A 16,354-nucleotide genomic window follows, 5' to 3' on the forward strand; every position below is an offset into this window, starting at 1 on the left:
TTGCCTTCCCGGAGCCGGCGAATCTGGCGTCTTGAGCAAAGCAAGTTGCTAGGCGTCACGCCACACTCCTGGAAGGCAACCAGCATGAGTACCACCAGTTCTGATCCCACACTTGAACGCGGACTATCAAACCGACACATCCAGCTCATCGCCATTGGCGGTGCCATCGGCACCGGCCTGTTCATGGGTTCGGGTAAAACGATCTCCGTCGCCGGCCCGTCAGTCATCTTTGTCTACATCATCATCGGCTTCATGCTCTTCTTCGTCATGCGGGCGATGGGCGAGCTACTGCTGAGCAACCTCAATTACAAGACTTTCGCCGACTTCGCAGGAGACCTGCTGGGCCCCTGGGCGGCGTTCTTCACCGGCTGGACCTATTGGTTCTGCTGGGTGGTCACCGGCATTGCCGACGTCGTGGCCATCGCCCACTACGTTGCTTACTGGTGGGGTGAGCTATCACTGTGGATTCCCGCTCTGGGCTGCATCGCGCTACTACTCGTGCTGAATCTGGCCACCGTGAAAGCCTTCGGCGAAACCGAATTCTGGTTCGCGCTGATCAAGATCATCGCCATCGGCGCACTGATCATTATTGGGCTAGTCATGATCATCACCGGGTTCCAACACAATGGTGCCACCGCATCGGTGAGTAATCTGTGGGCCAATGGCGGAATGTTCCCTACGGGCTTCATGGGCTTTGTCGCAGGGTTCCAAATCGCCGTATTTGCTTTTGTGGGCATCGAATTAGTGGGTACAACTGCCGCCGAAACAAAGGATCCTGAGAAGACCCTGCCCAAGGCCATCAACTCCATCCCGATCCGCATTCTGTTCTTCTACGTCGGCGCCTTGATCATCTTGATGACTGTCCAACCATGGAAGCTGTTCTCCCCGGAAAACTCGCCATTTGTCGGGATGTTCACCCTAGCCGGGCTGGCTGGGGCGGCCGCCATCATCAACTTTGTGGTGCTCACTTCCGCGACCTCCAGCGCCAATTCCGGCATCTACTCCACCTCCCGCATGCTGCGCGGTCTAGCCCTAGAAAACGATGCTCCAAAAAGCTTTGCCAAGCTTTCGCACCGCAAAGTTCCCAAGAACGCCCTGATGTTCTCGTGCATGTTCCTGCTGGCTGGGGTTGTCCTGCTCTACAGTGGCGATTCGGTAATGGGAGCCTTCACGTTGGTTACTACCGTTTCGGCCTTGTGCTTCATGTTTGTATGGACGATCATTCTGCTCAGTTACCTGGTGTTCCGCGCCCGCCGCCCTCACTTGCACGATGCATCGGCCTACAAGGTTCCCGGCGGTCGAGTGATGCCGTACGTAGTTCTGGGCTTCTTCGGATTTATTCTGTGGGCCTTGACCACCCAGCCTGATACTCTTGTTGCCCTACTGGTCACACCCATCTGGTTCCTATTACTGGGTATTGTCTACCTCGTGATCCGCCGCCACCCGAGGCATCAAGCGCTACGCATGGCGCACGTGGGCAAGGTCGCTCACGAACGCTATGAAGCCGCGGCCTACCGAGATGCTCAGGCGTTTGGCCACCGCGATATTCCAGCCACAGAAAAGGTTCTGGAGCGAAAGGTGCATAAGTAGCCCTAGATACCTCAGCGCGACAGTCGGCTGCCCCGGACCTTAGGCCTAGGGTCCGGGGCAGCCTGCGTATTCACTGTGGACGCTGTACCCCGGGACTAATTACTGCGATGATGAAATTTGGCGGCCTCTGGCCAGCACCATGGGATGACCCTCCGCCTTCAGGAGATACACCATGACTGTCCTTCGACAGATTCCTTTTCATGAATCACCAGCAGCATTAAATCTGAAGCAGCGTTTAGCCGCTCTTGATGATTGGATGGCAGACGAGGATTCATTCACAGCTTCCTACCGATTTGAATCCAGCAGCACCGCATTAGAATTCATTACCCTCGTGGGCTTGCTCGCTGAAAAGGTTGACCTTCACCCGCAGGTGGATTGGCGTGCGGATGTTGTCACGCTTCGTTTAGCCCATGAATTGAATACCGAAATTACCGAGCAGGATCTTTCACTGGCCCGCCGCATTTCCACGGACGCGCACCGACTGAGCTGCGTGGTGCTCAAGCTAAAGCAAGACACCGCAGCCCAACCCAAGGGCAAACCAGAAGTACTACGCGGCGGTCTTTCGGCGACTCGCTAATATTCCGATCACGATGCTCTGCACTGCGCCAACCCCGGCGCCCAGTGCGGTCATCGCGATACGGTCAATCAGTAAGCTAGAAGCCGGTTCCGGGCTGACCATGTGAACCATCAATAGCGCGGTGACGGTCATAAAGATCATGCCAATGGCGTAGTTGCGCAAGATGACCAGCTCAATGCAGATCTGACCAATAATCGCCACCAGCAAGATGACCCAGATGGGCGGCTGGAAGGCAAAAACTGCGGCGGCCAGCAGTACACCAACGCAGGTTCCAACACTTCGTTGTAGACCTCTGGCCACACGCGCATAGGCATCAATTCCAGTTACGGCTGCTATGGCACCGAGGCTGGCCCAGTACCAGTGCCCACCACCAACCAGCTGAGCGACAATGCCCGCCAGCAGCACGCCCGATCCCATCTGGAGTGATTCAGGCAGGGCGCGTGCCGATGGGGCCCAAGAGATCCCTCGGCCCAACGTGTGGAACAGGTGCGCCCGTCGCAGCGACAGACCAAGCATAAACAGCAGGCTGAAGATCATCGTTCCGCCACCAACTAGCAGCACACCGATGAACGAGTTAGTTGTAGCGGGAACGGTGATGCAAGCGCCACCTGCGAAGACCGCAAAGACGGGTCCTGGTGGCATCCATCGGGCTGCGTGAGAAACATAGTGCGCACCAAAACCAATCAGCGCCAGCACGACGACGCAGATGAAAAATGGCGCGTGGATGTACGAGAAGTAGGTTCCGAGCAGCATGGCAGCCAGCTGCACCAGACCTACGGAAAGCTGCTGCCAAAAACGTGGCGCGTAGGAATCGTAACGTCCAAAGACCGAACAGAAAGCACCAAAGGCGGCATACATTGCCCAGTCCAGGTGGCCGGTGATGGTGACCAACACCAGCGGGACGGTCAGTGCCAGCGCAGCCTTAGCGGCCGGGATCACCGAGGGTTTAGGTGGCGCGACAACAACACTGCGTGCGAGGACTTCTTTGACATGTTGTTTCATTAGCGTGCCTCGCCATCTTTGGTGGCTACCTGCTGAAGCAATGAACGCAGGGTTGCTTGTTGCTTGGCGTCAAGCGCACCAAAGACGTCAGCTTCGCTACGTTGCGCCGCGGCGGTGGCCCGTGCGGTGAACTTCTTGCCGGCGTTCGTCAGTGTGACGACGTTGCGCCGGCGGTCCGCCGGGTCAACACTGCGCTCTAAGATCTTTCGTTCGGCCAGTTCGTCTAAGTAGGCCACTAGGTGCCCGCGGTTCAGGTTTGAATGCTTGGCCAAGTCATTTTGCGACATTGGCCCGAACTCGGCGAGCGCGCAAACGATCATGAAGTGGTTGCGTGTCAGTGATTCTGATTCCATGAGCTCGGTGAGTTCTTGGGTGCCTATACGTCCAGCCCGCGAGGTCAGGTAGCTCAGGGAGTTCCATTGGAACTGGGGAATCAGAAAGTCGTTCATCCCTTCAAAATATCATTTCATCCCGAAACTATTTCCGTATGAGCCAATAACCGAACGAACGTCACATCCGTATGACGGCAACAGCAACACTGAGGGATGAGCACAAGCTAAAAACGCTGACGTGCAAAGAAATCTGAAAGTTAAACAGCTAGACCCCCTTGATCTCAAGAATATGAGGGGGGTCTGCGCCATTAACTATATTCCTGCTTCACTCAGATTTTCAACGTTTCGTTGACTCACAAGAAAACCTCCGCGAAAGCACCTCTTGATTCCTGGACTCTACGGTTGCCAGACTCAGCAAGGGCAACAAGTATGCCACCAATGGTGGCATACTCAGATCAGTACTTTCGCTCATGCCTAATAACATCTCTTGAGAAGAATTTTCCGTCCCACACAAGGGCAACTAAACAGACGGGCATCTCGATGCGGTTAGGCTTGTAATGCAGTCAATCCACCCTCATTCAGGAACGAATTATGACCTTTGCTCCAGATATCGAAGCTTCGCTGAAGACCGTCGTGAACCTCCTGAACACCGAGGTACAAATAATCGACATGCTCTCCACCGTGGCTGATCTGGACGAGTTCCTTGACTCTGAAAATTTTGAAGGCTCCCGCGCTCACAACCAGGCCGAGCTACGTTCTATTCGCCAGTTGCGTTCCCAGCTCAAGAGCATCTGGACTGGAGATGAAGAGGAAGCAGTATTTAGGGTCAATCAGATCCTTCGTAACGCTAACGCCCAGCCGCAGTTGATCAAGAGTGAAAATCTCGGTTACCACCTGCACGCTACAACCACCAGCACTCCACTCTACGACCGGTTGGCAGTGGACGCAGCCATGTCACTTGCTGAGGTCATTCGTGCTGGCGGTCTAGAGCGACTGCGAATCTGTGCTTCTTCCGATTGCCACAATGCCCTGCTAGATCTGTCACGAAACCGTTCAAAGATCTATTGCGATATCGGCAATTGTGCTAACCGCGAGCACGTTCGCGCCTACCGTGCGCGCAAGGCAGCAAAGCTCTCGTAGTCACCGCCTTACAGGTTAAGCGGCATTATCCGCGACAACGGTGACTTCGGAATTTCCCGCAGTCACCTCAAGACCTGCCCAGTCATGATGCTTGTTTGTCTTAGATTTCTTCTGACGGATAATTCATGCAGGACCAGTTACTGCTAGACCTTGCCGGATCATTTAAGCGCCTGCCTCGAGCTCTTAGCTCTGCGGGATTTTGGCGATGCTCAATTGTCCTTCGGATTCGTCATCAACTAGATCCTGTGCCAGCGAACGAACCGTGTCTGCCACGATTTTCTTGTGGCGAGCCACTGAATTTTTCCCCAAGATCACTTGGTGAACGTTGGGGGTGGCCAGCAGCGAATTGCACAGCGACACTACAACAAACAGTAGGTTCTGCGCGTCCTCTAAATTGCTGATACCCAGAGCAAGTCGAATCTCTTGAACTTTGGAGTCAGCTCGCACCGAGCGCTCTTTAGCGCCGGCTGCACTGCCATGTTCGAGACCTTCCCAGTGGGTTAGCCGTGCCAGCTTTGAGTTCCGCGAGGAGAAGTCAAAGTATTTTTCAGCGAATGCCACAATGCTTGCGACACCTTGGCCCGTCACTGTGACGGCATCAAGGGCAGTGGACAATTCGTGCACCAGCGCCGCCTCAAAGAGCCCCTCCTTGTTGCCGAAGTAGAAGTAAATCCGTTCTGGGTTGCATCCCGATTTATTTGAAATCTCTCGAATCCGGGCGCCAGCAAACCCACGGTCTACAAACTCTTCAACTGCAGCCGTGAGCAATTTTTGACGAGTCGCCCCCGTATCCCAACTCATGAATCAATTCTATCTCCAAACAAGTGTTTGGAGATTATTCCATGGCCCACGTAAACTGACCTCACACATATAGTTGGAGATTCATGACCCCCACGAGCAACGAGCTAGCGACTGCCGAGACGTCTGCAGATCCGCAGACTCCACCAAAACTCCCCTCCATACACACCAGAGCAGCCTTAACGTGGCTAGCCATTTTCCCGATGGTGTCTGTGGGAATGTTGGTGTTGGCGTGGCTTGCTCCCCCATGGCATCCAGTTCTTCGCTCCCTGGTGCTGACGTTGATTGTCGTTCCGCTGACCGTTTACATCACCGTGCCAGCCTTGCTCAAAGCGCACCACAAGACGGTGAACCGCACCTGGCGCAAGCCTCGTCCTATGATCACTGAGGTAGACAGCGCCCTACCTACCGAAGGTGCCTAAGTAACGGCATCCGGCGACGCACCGGCGGCCCAATTTGCGCTTGTGTACGGTGATCGCCGGTTTTGACTCGGTGATTCCTCGCCTTTAACCCGATCAGCACCCTATGATGAACACACCACCGGTACACCGGAGTTGTAGTAGCTGAAAGGACAGGTCATGTCACAGGGAACGCACGCATCAGATGACTACGAGGCACGTCTGGAAGCCGGTCATAGCAATCCATTAATGGCCGCTGGTCGCTGGGTAGTTGCACTGGCTTCAGCAAGTTTTGGTGACGGTGAATTCGAAGCCAATGAGCCACAGGTTGTTGTGCATTCACGTGTGGATGATTCGGTACTGTTGCGAATGACCACTTCCAGTTTGGAAGAGGCCGAACGCTTGATCGTTCAGATCCGTGAAGACTTAGAAAATCTCAGCCCGGAAGAATTCCGTAATGAGTGGGAATCCGCAGGCGACCAAGAACGCTAGCCGTGATCGAGCGCTAACCGAGGTTAGCGCTCGATGAGGTTAATGCTCAACAAGGATCCCGTCGATGTCTGCGTAGACCATCGCACCTGGGCGCACCTTCACGTCCCCAATAGTGATCACTTCATCTACCGCACCATGTGAACGTTTGACCGTCTTGCGCGGGTTGCTACCAAGCGCCTTGATGCCCACCTCAAGCTCCGCCAGCGCTGCGCGGTCGCGCACCGCGCCGTGGATAATGACGCCAGCCCAGCCATTAAGTTCCGCACTGGCGGCAATCATGTCGCCCATCAGTGCAAAGCGCAGGGATCCCCCACCATCAACGACCAGGACTGCACCCTCACCGGGGAAGCTCAAGAGCTCCTTGATCAGCCCGTTGTCTTCAAAGCACTTCACTGTGCGCGCTGGACCGTTAAACGATAGGCGTCCGCCGAAGTCTTGGAATTGCACACTGACGGACTGTAAAGCCTCACCATGCTGGTCATAGAGGTCTGCAGTGCTAATCGGTTCCTGCTGCATTCGGGCTCCTTAGAATCTGCGAAAGTGTTCCACAACACAGCATATCGGTGCCCCACGTACCAGCCAGTACAAGTTAGTTGTTACAGATCCAGTTCTGCTTGGTAGGCCTTAGCGTTCAGTGAGCCTAGGCGTGAATGGCGTCGGCCGTAACCAACGTAGATGCCGATGCCCACAACCATCCAAATCCCAAAGACCACCCAGGTAATTCCGGCCAAGTTGAACATCAAGAACAGACAAGCTGCGATGCCCAGAATGGGGGTGACCGGGTACAGCGGAACACGGAAAGTACGTGGGGTATCTGGCTGAGTTTTACGCAGGTACATCACCGAGACACCAACCAGCGCAAAGGCAAAGAGCGTACCGATGCTGGTTGCTTCGGCCAGCTGACCCAAGGGGATCAGTGCGGCGGCAATTGCCACCACCAATCCAGTAACCCAGGTACCAACTACCGGTGTGTGGGTCTTGGGTGAAACCTTGGCGAAGAACTTTGGCACCAGCCCATCGCGCCCCATGGAGAGCAAGATACGCGTCTGTCCGTACAGGGTGGTGAGCACTACCGAGATAATCGCGATGACCGAAGCTAACGCAAAGGCCAGCACCAGCCACTTCTGTCCGGTGATCTCCGAAACGATCTGAACCAGCGCCGCTTCAGAAGTAGCGAACCAGTCCCACTGGCGGGCACCAATAGCGGCAACGGCTACCAGTACATAGATCGCGGTGACCAGCACCATGGCGATCATGATGGCCCGGGGCAGATCACGCTGCGGGTTTTTTGCTTCCTCGCCCGCGGTGGAGGCAGCATCAAAACCGATGTAAGAGAAGAAGACCATGGAGGCTGCACCGGTGACTCCGGCAGCGCCCATCGGTAGCAACGGAGCAAAGTTTCCGGCATCAAAAGCGGTAAAAGCAACAATGACAAAGAAGATGAGGATGGCGATTTTCACCAACACCATCACGGTGTTTGCTAGCGCAGATTCGCGCGCTCCGCGCACCAATAGCAGGGTTGCAAGAACCACCACGATCAGCGCCGAGAGGTTGATAACCCCGCCGTCACCCGGGCCGCCTGCCAAGGAATCAGGCAAGGACAGGCCAAAAATTTGCAGGGTCTGGTTAACATACGCGCCAGCGCCCACGGCAACGGCGGCCGCTGAAACCGCATACTCCAAGACCAGACACCAACCGCAGATCCATGCCACACCTTCACCCAAGGTGGCATAGGAGTACGAGTAGCTAGATCCGGAAACCGGAACCATGCCAGCCATCTCGGCATAGGACACTGCCGAAAGAAGCGCCGTGATACCGGCAAGCACAAAGGCAATCCAGATCGCTGGGCCAGCCACTGGAACGGCAGATCCAAGGATCACCAAGATGCCAGTACCGAGGGTGGCACCAACGGAGATCATCACCAGCTGCAAGACGCCCAGTGAGCGCTTAAGCTGCCCGAGCCCTGCGTTGTTGGCTGCGTCATTGCTCATCGCCTTGATGGACTTGCGGCGGCGCAACTGCTTGCCCAGAGGGGTGCTGCCTGATGGCTCGGTGGTGCTGGTGCTGGTGCTACTCACGGGGAATCCTTGAACGTGTTACGGCAAACGAGAACGCGCTGAGACTATCTATGGTGGACAGTCCCAGCGCGTGATGCGTGGTTAAGCTTTATTATCAGTCTTCAAACTTCTTGTCCGGGTTCAAGGAAGATCGGTTCACGCCGGTCCCCTTGCCCAAATCTGGATCATTCTCCTTGCCGGCCATGGTCATCACCGAGATGACCAGCAGGCAAGCGATAAAGGTGATGCCGAAGCACGCTAGGCCGATATCAAAGCGCAAAGGATTTTGTGATCCGCCGGTGGAGCTAACCAAGCCGACAACTCCTGCGATGAGCGCCATGATCAGCGAAAAGCTCAGTGGACCCTTGATTGACTGGCTCCACGGCTGCTTCTTCTTGTTGTTTCCCACCAAGAACTCCGTTTCTACTTTTCGTGCAGACCTTAAGACTAGTTGCTTTCCGGCTCTGGTGTGTCGCTTGTGTTCGCGGTTGCTGCCTTCATTTCGTGGCGATGCCCAAAGCCAGCAATCAGCTCGAAGACCGCCAGAATAATGGTGCCACCGCCAATTAGGCCGAAGAGCGCATGGGCGTCCATGCCACCGGACAGGCTCAGTGCAATGGCCAAGATCACGCCTACTGCACCGGTTACCAGCTGGTTTCTAAACGGCGGGAACTGCTCGCGCAGCTTCGTAAAGACATAGAGCTCAGCGATACCGGTGATCAAGAAGGCGAATGCGGCAATGTAGCTAATCCATGCCACCGAACTAACAAAGATAGTTGCGATACCTGCCAGCATCATCAACCCGGCACCCAGAACGTAAGGGCTACGCGACTTCGCAGGCGCGCTTTCCACTGCTACGTATTGCCACATCAAAGCGGCGGTGACCACGAAGAACGCTGCGGTTACATAGGCCAGAGCATTCTGGTCCGCGCCGATCCAGAAGATGGAGAGCAGAGCGTAGATAACGGCAGTGACACCGCGCAGAAAGACTGGGCGGAATACTTCTTGGGCTTGAACTGGGGTGGTTGTTGGTGCAGGCACAATTTCTATTCTACCGCTCATAGAACTAACTGCCAGCTCAGCGAGAACGATAGCCGTATCCCCAGGAGTGCAAGGCTCTCCGAACAGTTGGTTATTCGGCTACAGAATTCTGACGGTTTGATTCATTCTCTTTTTCACTGGCTCGTTCAGGATTACTTCTCGCACGAATGTAAGCGGTGACAAGGTAAACGGTTGACCCGAACAAGAACAAGACACCGACAAAGTGATCGTGCGTCGACAAGTTCCAAATGCCGACTGCAGCCATCAGAATGGCCAGAACCAGGTACATTTTCCACGACATCTGTGAATTCCACATTGTCCAAACCTCCTCCGTCGTCCCAAAGGCAATGGTGCGCTTCTTGAAAACCCTAGCGTTTTTGCTGACAGGTCTAAACTTCTTGTGACTAGCTTGATTGCACAGCTCCAGAGAAAATCATCTCGATCACGGAGCGGATTCGGAGAGGGAGAATCCGGCTATTAGGCCGACGCTGTTTCTTTCAGCGACTGCGCCTACGGATCATCGACTCGTCCAGATCGGCGATGCTGCCCGCACCCATCAGTTGCATGGCGACTTCCACTTCCTTGGCCAACAATTCGATTGCGCGGGAAACTCCCTGTTCACCGCCGGCCATCAGACCGTAGAGGTAAGCACGCCCGATAAGCACAAAGTCCGCGCCCGCACACAGCGAGGCGACGATGTCGGCGCCAGACATGATTCCTGAGTCCAGAATGATTTCCATATCGGAACCTACCTCGGCGCGAACCTCGCCGAGCGCTTCAAAGGCCACCGGTGCACGGTCTAGCTGACGTCCGCCATGGTTGGAAACCACCAGCCCATCGGCGCCAGCTGCTTTCGCCTTGGCAGCGTCTTCGGCAGTGAGGATTCCTTTGACGAAGAGCTTTCCTTTCCACAGAGCGCGGATCCATTTCAGATCCTCAAAGTCCAAGGAAGAATCAAACATAGAGTTGATGATGGTCGGCAGATCTGCCGAGGTCTCCGAGAGTGAAGCGAACTTCAACGAATCAGTGGTGAGAAAGTTGAACCACCATTCGGGACGATACGATGCGTCAACAATTGTTTTCAGTGTCAGCTCTGGTGGGATCTTCATACCGTTGCGCGTATCGCGGTGACGTTGTCCAGCCACCGGCGTATCCACAGTGACCAGCAAGGTATCAAATCCGGCCGCCGCGGCGCGTTCCACCAGCTCTTGGGACTTCTGACGGTCTTTCCATAAATAAAGCTGGAACCACTTGCGTCCAGAAGGTGCGGTAGAGGCAACCTCTTCAATAGAGCGAGTGCCCATGGTGGACAGGCTGAAAGGAATTCCGGCTTTTTGGGCTGCTTTGCAGCCACCGATTTCCCCTTCAGAGTGCATAAAGCGAGTAAAACCGGTAGGTGCGATCCCAAATGGTAGTTGCGAAGATGCGCCAGCAATTATGGTTGATAGGTCCGAATGCGCGGTCCCGTGCAGGATGCGCGGCAACAACTCCACGGAGTCAAAAACTTCGCGTGCCCGTTGTGCGGTAATCTCCCGGCCGGCGGCTCCATCCACGTAATCAAACGCGGCAGCCGGCGTCCGACGTTTGGCTATGCTCCTCAGGTCCCAAATATCAGCGGCGGATCCGAGCCTGGCAGCACGTCGATCAAGCGAGGGCATGGTGAATCTCAGGAGATTGGCCAGCTCGCCCAGATCGGGTACTTGGCGTTTGAGGTTTCCCATCCGTTATTCCTTTACTCGTCGATGACCTGCGAGTTCCACAACTGACCGGAACTCTACACGTGCTCTTTACTGCACAGTGCCACATTATCGATGAGAATTCACGCTAAATACGTACAACTCCGGGACGTTACCTTCCTAGCGGGAAGTCTGCCCAGGAATGGGACCAAACCATTTGAGGAAGCGCAGTTTGGCAAGAATTCTGGTTGCGAATCGATTCCAGAGACCCGAAAAAAGCATCACTGCGGCCGAGGCCGTGATGATTGCTGCTAAGACGTCTGTCGGATAATGCACGCCAATATATATCCGTGAAAAGGCCAGCACAAGAACCATCGCAGGACCGAGAATCAATGCAAGTTTGTTCCACCGCGTCCCGCGGGCCAGATAGTAGAAGGCAAATGTCAGGCCAACTGCCAAACAGACGTGGCCGCTGGGGAAACTATCAAATCCGGTTTCTGGGGCAAGTGGGTCAGCAAGCAACGATGGATTGGGACGAGGCCGCCCGACGATGACTTTGAACAGTTGGGAGGAAAGCCAACCAACGGACGCCACGGCACCAAAGCCAATTGCACTCACCGGAGAACGCCGGACCAACAGTAGGAATAGGCAAATGACAGCTATGAAAATCGCCCCACCTAGAGGGCTAAATACAGTACTCAACAACAGCGCTACGGTGTTCAGGATCGAATCGTGATGCCGGCTAATCTCTTGATCAACTGATAGATCAGCAGTCGTGTAACCGGGTAAGTCCTTTGCGATAAACCCCAGAATCAATACCAAGAGCAACATAATGCAAGGGATCACGACCCAAGATTTCAACTGTGGAACAGTAAGCATCCGCTGGCGGAAATGGATCGGATCACTCATGTGGCGGCACTCTTTTCAAGATCACTATGACTCATCATCGGCGTGCACCATGGCAGCCAACCTGATGAGCCTACCGACTGTTTCCGTGTGTTCACCTTGAGCAGTTGCCATGAAAGCTGAACGATCTCCGGACGGAGCCTTGGCTACTGCCCGTCGTGTCTTGGGCTTTCCAACAGATCAGATGCTTGTTCCTGTCGCGCTCGATGTACCCGCGATTCATGCCAGGTGAGCCAAACGATGAATAGATCAAACACTGTAAGTACCAGGATGCCCCAAGAGAAAGCGTCGATCATCTGGTGAATCTGATACCCAATAAAGAGCAGCAAGAAGGCAATCATCCATGGATACGCCCACAATTTGTCTTTGAGTACCGCCCATACCAAGACGACTTTCACCAGCCCATGCAGCAATAAATATAGTGCTCCAAAGATGGACGCAGACACAGCTAAAGAGCTTGATAGGTGGACAAGCGCACCAGCTATAAGATCATTCGGATCCTCTGATAGTTCGTGCTGAGTCAGCAGCCTCACAACAGATCCGATCTGCTGGGGCGTGACCAAAAGCAACAGAATCCCACCGATCAGTTCAAGTAATCCGTCCGCGCCCTTCAGGATCAGGCTGATCTGAAATGTCCGGTCCAACACTGTCTGTTCGCGATTGTTGTGAGTGGCGCGCTGACCCTTCATGTGCTCCCCTGTCTTCACAGTCATAACTTCTATTATTTGGCACCCAATAAATAGGAGGGTTCTGTGAACTTGCGCGGTGACGCTCAGCTTCCCAATCGCATCCAAGCGGTTTTCCGCGCTCTCAAGGAAAGCGTTACACCACGTGCAGCCATGAACCCGATGGCAAAAGCCATCCAGATCCACCAGATTGAGGCGCGCGGATCCTGCGCGAAGGTTAATACAGCCCAGAGCAATGGAACGTAAACCACGAGGTTCACCACGCTCGCCAAGCCAAGGTATCGGGCATCCCCGGCCCCAATCAGCACACCGTCCAAGACGAAAACCAAACCGCACAGTGGTTGCGACAACGCCAGCGCCCACAACCCCACGGTAGTCAGTTGACGGATCTGCTCATCACTAGTGAACATCATCGGGAACACCCACGAGGTAGTCAACAGCAACAGACCGGTGACCATTCCGAAGTAGATCCCCCAACGACTCATGATGCCGGTGAGTTTGCGAACTCGTTGCGCATCGCCTCGACCTAATTCTTGGCCAATCATCGCTTGGGCAGCAATCGCCAGGGCATCGAGTGCAAAGGCTAAGAAGCTGAAAATCGTGAACACCAGCTGGTGGGCAGCTAATGTTTGGGTACCGGCACTGGTTGCAACAAAGACCGTCAACAATAACGCAGCACGCATGGTGAGGTTGCGCAGCATCAACCACGAACCCACTTGCCCGGTGGAGATGAACCCCGCCCAGCGCGGTGCTAAAGAAATCCCCTGTCGAGCAATCCGAGGTAGCAGCATCCACAGATAGACTGCGGCCATCAGCCACTGGGCGATTGAGGTACCCAATGCGGCTCCGGCCACCGACATGTGCGCGCCGTAAACCAGCACAAAGTTCAAGACCACGTTCAGTCCAAAGCCGATGGTGGCTACCACCAGCGGGGTCTTGGTATCTTGCATTCCGCGCAAGACGCCAGTTGCCGCCAGCACTAACAACATCGCGGTGAGCCCGGGCAGTGAATAGTGGATATAGTCCACCGCAAAATCTGCTGTTGCTCCCTCAGAACCCATGGCATTTACCAAGGGTCTGGCTGTGAAGTAGCCGATCGCGGAGAGCAACACACCAAGAACCACGGCAAACCACATGCCATCACGCCCAGCGGCCATCGCTACTTCCGGCTTCCCGGCACCAATAGCTCGAGCAACGGCAGGAGTGGTGGCATATGCCAAGAAAATCATCAGCCCAACAGCGGTCTGCAACACCGTGGTTCCCAGTGCAGCACCGGCCAGCTCGTTCACACCGAGGTGGCCAACAATGGCCGAATCAGCCAACAAAAATAGTGGCTCAGCAATGAGCGCTCCCAATGCCGGCACGGCCAAGGCCAAGATCTGTCGAGAAATGCTCCGCGGGGAGTCGGTGGGGGTTGATGAGCTCACGAACTCCACTCTACGAAGCACCAGCAGCTTTCACCATTCATGCTCAGCTGGCAAGACAGAAACTGGTAAATTTTGTCTACCGCATGCCTCTGCTAGGCAATACGTTGGAATCAACCCAGCGATGACCGGACCTGAAGCGAAGAAGCTTTGGAGCCAATGAACCTACAGCCCCATGATCAGTGGCAGTGCGCCGGATGCGCTGTCGAGTTTCCGCCAGGCGAACAGCCCGAAGGCTTATGCCCGATCTGTGCCGATGAACGCCAATATATCCCCGGCGGTACTCAACGTTGGATACGTAGCGAAGACTTGGTGGCACGCGTCCACGAGTTGACGCTGACAGAACTTGAACCAGGTCTAACCGCTATTTCTTCACCGGAAATTGGTATCGGGCAAAGTGCCTTGCTGGTTCAAACCACCGGTGGCAACTTACTCTTTGATGTTCCCGGCTTGCTCACTGAACAGATTATAAGTTGGCTGAATGCCCAGGGAGGTTTAGCTGCTATCGTGGCCAGCACCTGCACATGTATGGCGTGCAACATCAGTACAGGCAAGCTTTTAGCAACGCACCCATCTACGTGGCTGAAAAGGATGCCCAGTGGGTTCAGTATTCTTCATCCGCGGTTCAACTCTGGAACGATGATTTTGAAGTGTTACCGGGCATCACGCTGAGACAAGTGGGCGGTCATTTCCCGGGAAGCACTGTTGCCTGTTGGGAAGCTGGCGCCGATGGAAGTGACGTGCTTTTAGCGGGTGATGCAATATTCCCCGTGGCAGATGGCAACGTGACTTTTCTGCGCAGTCACCCCAACCGGATTCCGCTCTCGGCAGCTGTGGTGCGACGTCTTGCCACGAAGTTGGAAGGTGTGGAATTTGATCGCCTGTACAACAACTTCGCCTCGCGCATTCCAACAGATGCACGCCGAATTGTGCAGTTCTCAGCGGACCGCTATGCCCGTTGGGTCTCAGGTGAGTTCGATGATCTAACGTGAGTGAAGCCCCAATGAAACATTCCGATAACGGAATATCTACTTATTGGCCAGCGACGGATCCTGCTTGGAAAGGAAAGACGCCAAGACAACTGCTAGAGCCTGCAAAGCGATGACGCACAATACGACGCTGCCCCACCCCAAGTGCATAAACGGAATACCGATGAGCCATCCGAGCACTGAGGAACCAACGTAGTAGAACAAGTTGTACAGGCTGGATGCTTGGGCACGGGCCGTGGCGGCGAGCACCGGGACCCATCCGCTGGCTACCGCATGGGCTGCAAAGAAACCTGCGGTAAAGATCAGCAAGCCCACAACGATGACTATCAAGTTACCGGACAGAGTCAGCGCCAGACCGATGGCGCTGGTCAAGGTACTCAAACGCAGTGTATTGCGACGTCCGATTTTGGCCACGACTTTGCCGCTGGCCACCGAAGTGTAGGTTCCCGATAGGTAGGCCAAGAACACCAGTGCTGCCAGCAAAGATGGAATCAGGTATGGCGGGGCTTCCAGACGGAATGCCAAATAGTTATACACCGCGACAAACCCACCCATGAGCAAGAAACCTTGGGCGTACACCAACGCCATTTTTCCGCGCAACGCCTGTGCAAATTTCGCTGCGATCCCCTTCAGATTCTGATTAAGGATCGGATCAAAACCTCGGGCCGCCGGAGCTTTGAGTAAGAAGAACAGAGTAGCCAGCCCTGCCATGATGCTCACCGCTGCAATACCCCAGCGCCACCCAGCAGGCTCACCAATGAAGCTGGCCACCAAGCGTCCAGCTAGACCACCGAGCGTGGTTCCAGAAATATAGGTACCGCTAGCTACGGCGACGGCTTTCGGATTGACCTCATCCACGAGGAAAGCCAGTGCTGAACCCGGTACTCCGGCCAGGGCAAGACCTTCAAAGAATCGGATGACAACCAGAGCTTCGAAATTAGGTGACTGGGTGCTAAGCAATCCCAGTAGCACCGAAGCAATCAAGGCTGCGCAGATGACTTTACGTCGACCGATTCGGTCCGAAATGATGGCCCACGGGGTTACCGCCAGCGCCAAGCCCAAGGTGGCCGAGGAAACTGCCAAGGCAGCTTGAGATGAACTGATCTGGAAGTAGTCGGAGATGACTGGAAGCAGTCCCTGCACCGCGTATAGCTGAGAGAAGGTGGCGACACCACTAGCAAATAACGCCAGCAGCATGCCACGGTAGGCCGGGGTACGTGGAACATGTCCGGTAAAAGACACTTCT

At 54.9% G+C, this 16,354-nt stretch carries 19 protein-coding genes; 6 read left to right on the top strand and 13 right to left on the bottom strand.

The annotated features are described in order from the left end of the window. Positions 1 to 84 precede the first annotated feature (84 nt). Together cycA and AC1Z3F_RS12000 are read left to right on the top strand one after the other, a co-directional pair. Positions 85 to 1,590, top strand: coding sequence for a D-serine/D-alanine/glycine transporter (gene cycA / locus AC1Z3F_RS11995; protein ID WP_483565819.1), 1,506 nt, complete (start codon positions 85 to 87; stop codon positions 1,588 to 1,590). Positions 1,591 to 1,762: 172 nt separating this feature from the next. After that, entirely contained in the window at positions 1,763 to 2,167 is a 405-nt protein-coding gene (locus AC1Z3F_RS12000) for a 4a-hydroxytetrahydrobiopterin dehydratase (RefSeq protein WP_483565820.1), read from the top strand. Here the strand turns inward: AC1Z3F_RS12000 and AC1Z3F_RS12005 are convergent. Continuing rightward, on the bottom strand, positions 2,138 to 3,169 hold the full coding sequence (locus tag AC1Z3F_RS12005; protein WP_483565821.1) for an FUSC family protein: 1,032 nt from the start codon (positions 3,167 to 3,169) through the stop codon (positions 2,138 to 2,140). The genes AC1Z3F_RS12000 and AC1Z3F_RS12005 overlap by 30 nt on opposite strands. Next, the gene (locus AC1Z3F_RS12010) at positions 3,169 to 3,618 is read right to left on the bottom strand and encodes a MarR family winged helix-turn-helix transcriptional regulator (protein WP_483565822.1); all 450 of its coding nucleotides are present in this window, start codon (positions 3,616 to 3,618) and stop codon (positions 3,169 to 3,171) included. The genes AC1Z3F_RS12005 and AC1Z3F_RS12010 overlap by 1 nt, the downstream gene beginning before the upstream one ends. A gap of 474 nt (positions 3,619 to 4,092) precedes the next feature. On the opposite strand from AC1Z3F_RS12010, the gene AC1Z3F_RS12015 reads away from it, so the two are divergent. Continuing rightward, positions 4,093 to 4,641, top strand: coding sequence for a CGNR zinc finger domain-containing protein (locus AC1Z3F_RS12015; RefSeq protein ID WP_483565823.1), 549 nt, complete (start codon positions 4,093 to 4,095; stop codon positions 4,639 to 4,641). Between the two features lie 183 nt (positions 4,642 to 4,824). Here the strand turns inward: AC1Z3F_RS12015 and AC1Z3F_RS12020 are convergent, their stop codons facing one another. Next, complete coding sequence (locus tag AC1Z3F_RS12020; RefSeq protein ID WP_483565824.1) at positions 4,825 to 5,442, bottom strand: TetR/AcrR family transcriptional regulator; 618 nt, start codon at positions 5,440 to 5,442, stop codon at positions 4,825 to 4,827. An 83-nt stretch (positions 5,443 to 5,525) separates the two neighbouring features. Between AC1Z3F_RS12020 and AC1Z3F_RS12025 the strand changes: the two genes are divergently transcribed. Both AC1Z3F_RS12025 and AC1Z3F_RS12030 read left to right on the top strand, forming a co-directional pair. Then, positions 5,526 to 5,861: a putative antibiotic biosynthesis monooxygenase gene (locus AC1Z3F_RS12025; protein WP_483565825.1), complete on the top strand. Its 336-nt coding sequence runs from the start codon at positions 5,526 to 5,528 to the stop codon at positions 5,859 to 5,861. A 156-nt stretch (positions 5,862 to 6,017) separates the two neighbouring features. Beyond that, positions 6,018 to 6,329: a WCX domain-containing protein gene (locus AC1Z3F_RS12030; RefSeq protein WP_131089339.1), complete on the top strand. Its 312-nt coding sequence runs from the start codon at positions 6,018 to 6,020 to the stop codon at positions 6,327 to 6,329. Positions 6,330 to 6,368: 39 nt separating this feature from the next. Here the strand turns inward: AC1Z3F_RS12030 and rraA are convergent, their stop codons facing one another. The 9 genes from rraA to AC1Z3F_RS12075 form a co-directional block, all read right to left on the bottom strand. Continuing rightward, entirely contained in the window at positions 6,369 to 6,845 is a 477-nt protein-coding gene (gene rraA / locus AC1Z3F_RS12035; protein ID WP_483565826.1) for a ribonuclease E activity regulator RraA, read from the bottom strand. A gap of 80 nt (positions 6,846 to 6,925) precedes the next feature. After that, positions 6,926 to 8,320 carry an amino acid permease gene (locus AC1Z3F_RS12040; protein ID WP_483566959.1) on the bottom strand — a complete coding sequence of 465 codons (1,395 nt, stop codon included), beginning with the start codon at positions 8,318 to 8,320 and terminating at the stop codon, positions 6,926 to 6,928. Positions 8,321 to 8,501: 181 nt separating this feature from the next. Next, positions 8,502 to 8,795 (bottom strand): hypothetical protein, encoded by a 294-nt coding sequence (locus AC1Z3F_RS12045; RefSeq protein WP_483565827.1) that lies wholly within the window; start codon positions 8,793 to 8,795, stop codon positions 8,502 to 8,504. 38 nt (positions 8,796 to 8,833) lie between these two features. Then, the gene (locus AC1Z3F_RS12050; protein WP_483565828.1) at positions 8,834 to 9,427 is read right to left on the bottom strand and encodes a DUF308 domain-containing protein; all 594 of its coding nucleotides are present in this window, start codon (positions 9,425 to 9,427) and stop codon (positions 8,834 to 8,836) included. 91 nt (positions 9,428 to 9,518) lie between these two features. Continuing rightward, on the bottom strand, positions 9,519 to 9,743 hold the full coding sequence (locus AC1Z3F_RS12055; protein ID WP_483565829.1) for a hypothetical protein: 225 nt from the start codon (positions 9,741 to 9,743) through the stop codon (positions 9,519 to 9,521). A gap of 181 nt (positions 9,744 to 9,924) precedes the next feature. After that, complete coding sequence (locus AC1Z3F_RS12060) at positions 9,925 to 11,148, bottom strand: alpha-hydroxy acid oxidase (RefSeq protein ID WP_483565830.1); 1,224 nt, start codon at positions 11,146 to 11,148, stop codon at positions 9,925 to 9,927. A 135-nt stretch (positions 11,149 to 11,283) separates the two neighbouring features. Beyond that, on the bottom strand, positions 11,284 to 12,012 hold the full coding sequence (locus AC1Z3F_RS12065) for a phosphatase PAP2 family protein (protein ID WP_483565831.1): 729 nt from the start codon (positions 12,010 to 12,012) through the stop codon (positions 11,284 to 11,286). A 143-nt stretch (positions 12,013 to 12,155) separates the two neighbouring features. Further along, entirely contained in the window at positions 12,156 to 12,698 is a 543-nt protein-coding gene (locus AC1Z3F_RS12070; protein ID WP_483565832.1) for a DUF2127 domain-containing protein, read from the bottom strand. An 83-nt stretch (positions 12,699 to 12,781) separates the two neighbouring features. Next, positions 12,782 to 14,122, bottom strand: a complete 1,341-nt coding sequence (locus tag AC1Z3F_RS12075) for an MATE family efflux transporter (RefSeq protein WP_483565833.1) — start codon at positions 14,120 to 14,122, stop codon at positions 12,782 to 12,784. A 575-nt stretch (positions 14,123 to 14,697) separates the two neighbouring features. Between AC1Z3F_RS12075 and AC1Z3F_RS12080 the strand changes: the two genes are divergently transcribed. Then, a complete protein-coding gene (locus AC1Z3F_RS12080; protein WP_483565834.1) occupies positions 14,698 to 15,111 on the top strand; it encodes an MBL fold metallo-hydrolase in 414 nt (137 codons plus the stop codon). 36 nt (positions 15,112 to 15,147) lie between these two features. Here AC1Z3F_RS12080 and AC1Z3F_RS12085 read toward each other — a convergent pair whose 3' ends face one another. Then, the gene (locus tag AC1Z3F_RS12085) at positions 15,148 to 16,350 is read right to left on the bottom strand and encodes an MFS transporter (protein ID WP_483565835.1); all 1,203 of its coding nucleotides are present in this window, start codon (positions 16,348 to 16,350) and stop codon (positions 15,148 to 15,150) included. Positions 16,351 to 16,354 lie beyond the last annotated feature (4 nt).

The sequence above is a fragment of the Glutamicibacter sp. MOO4 genome, assembly GCF_056934395.1.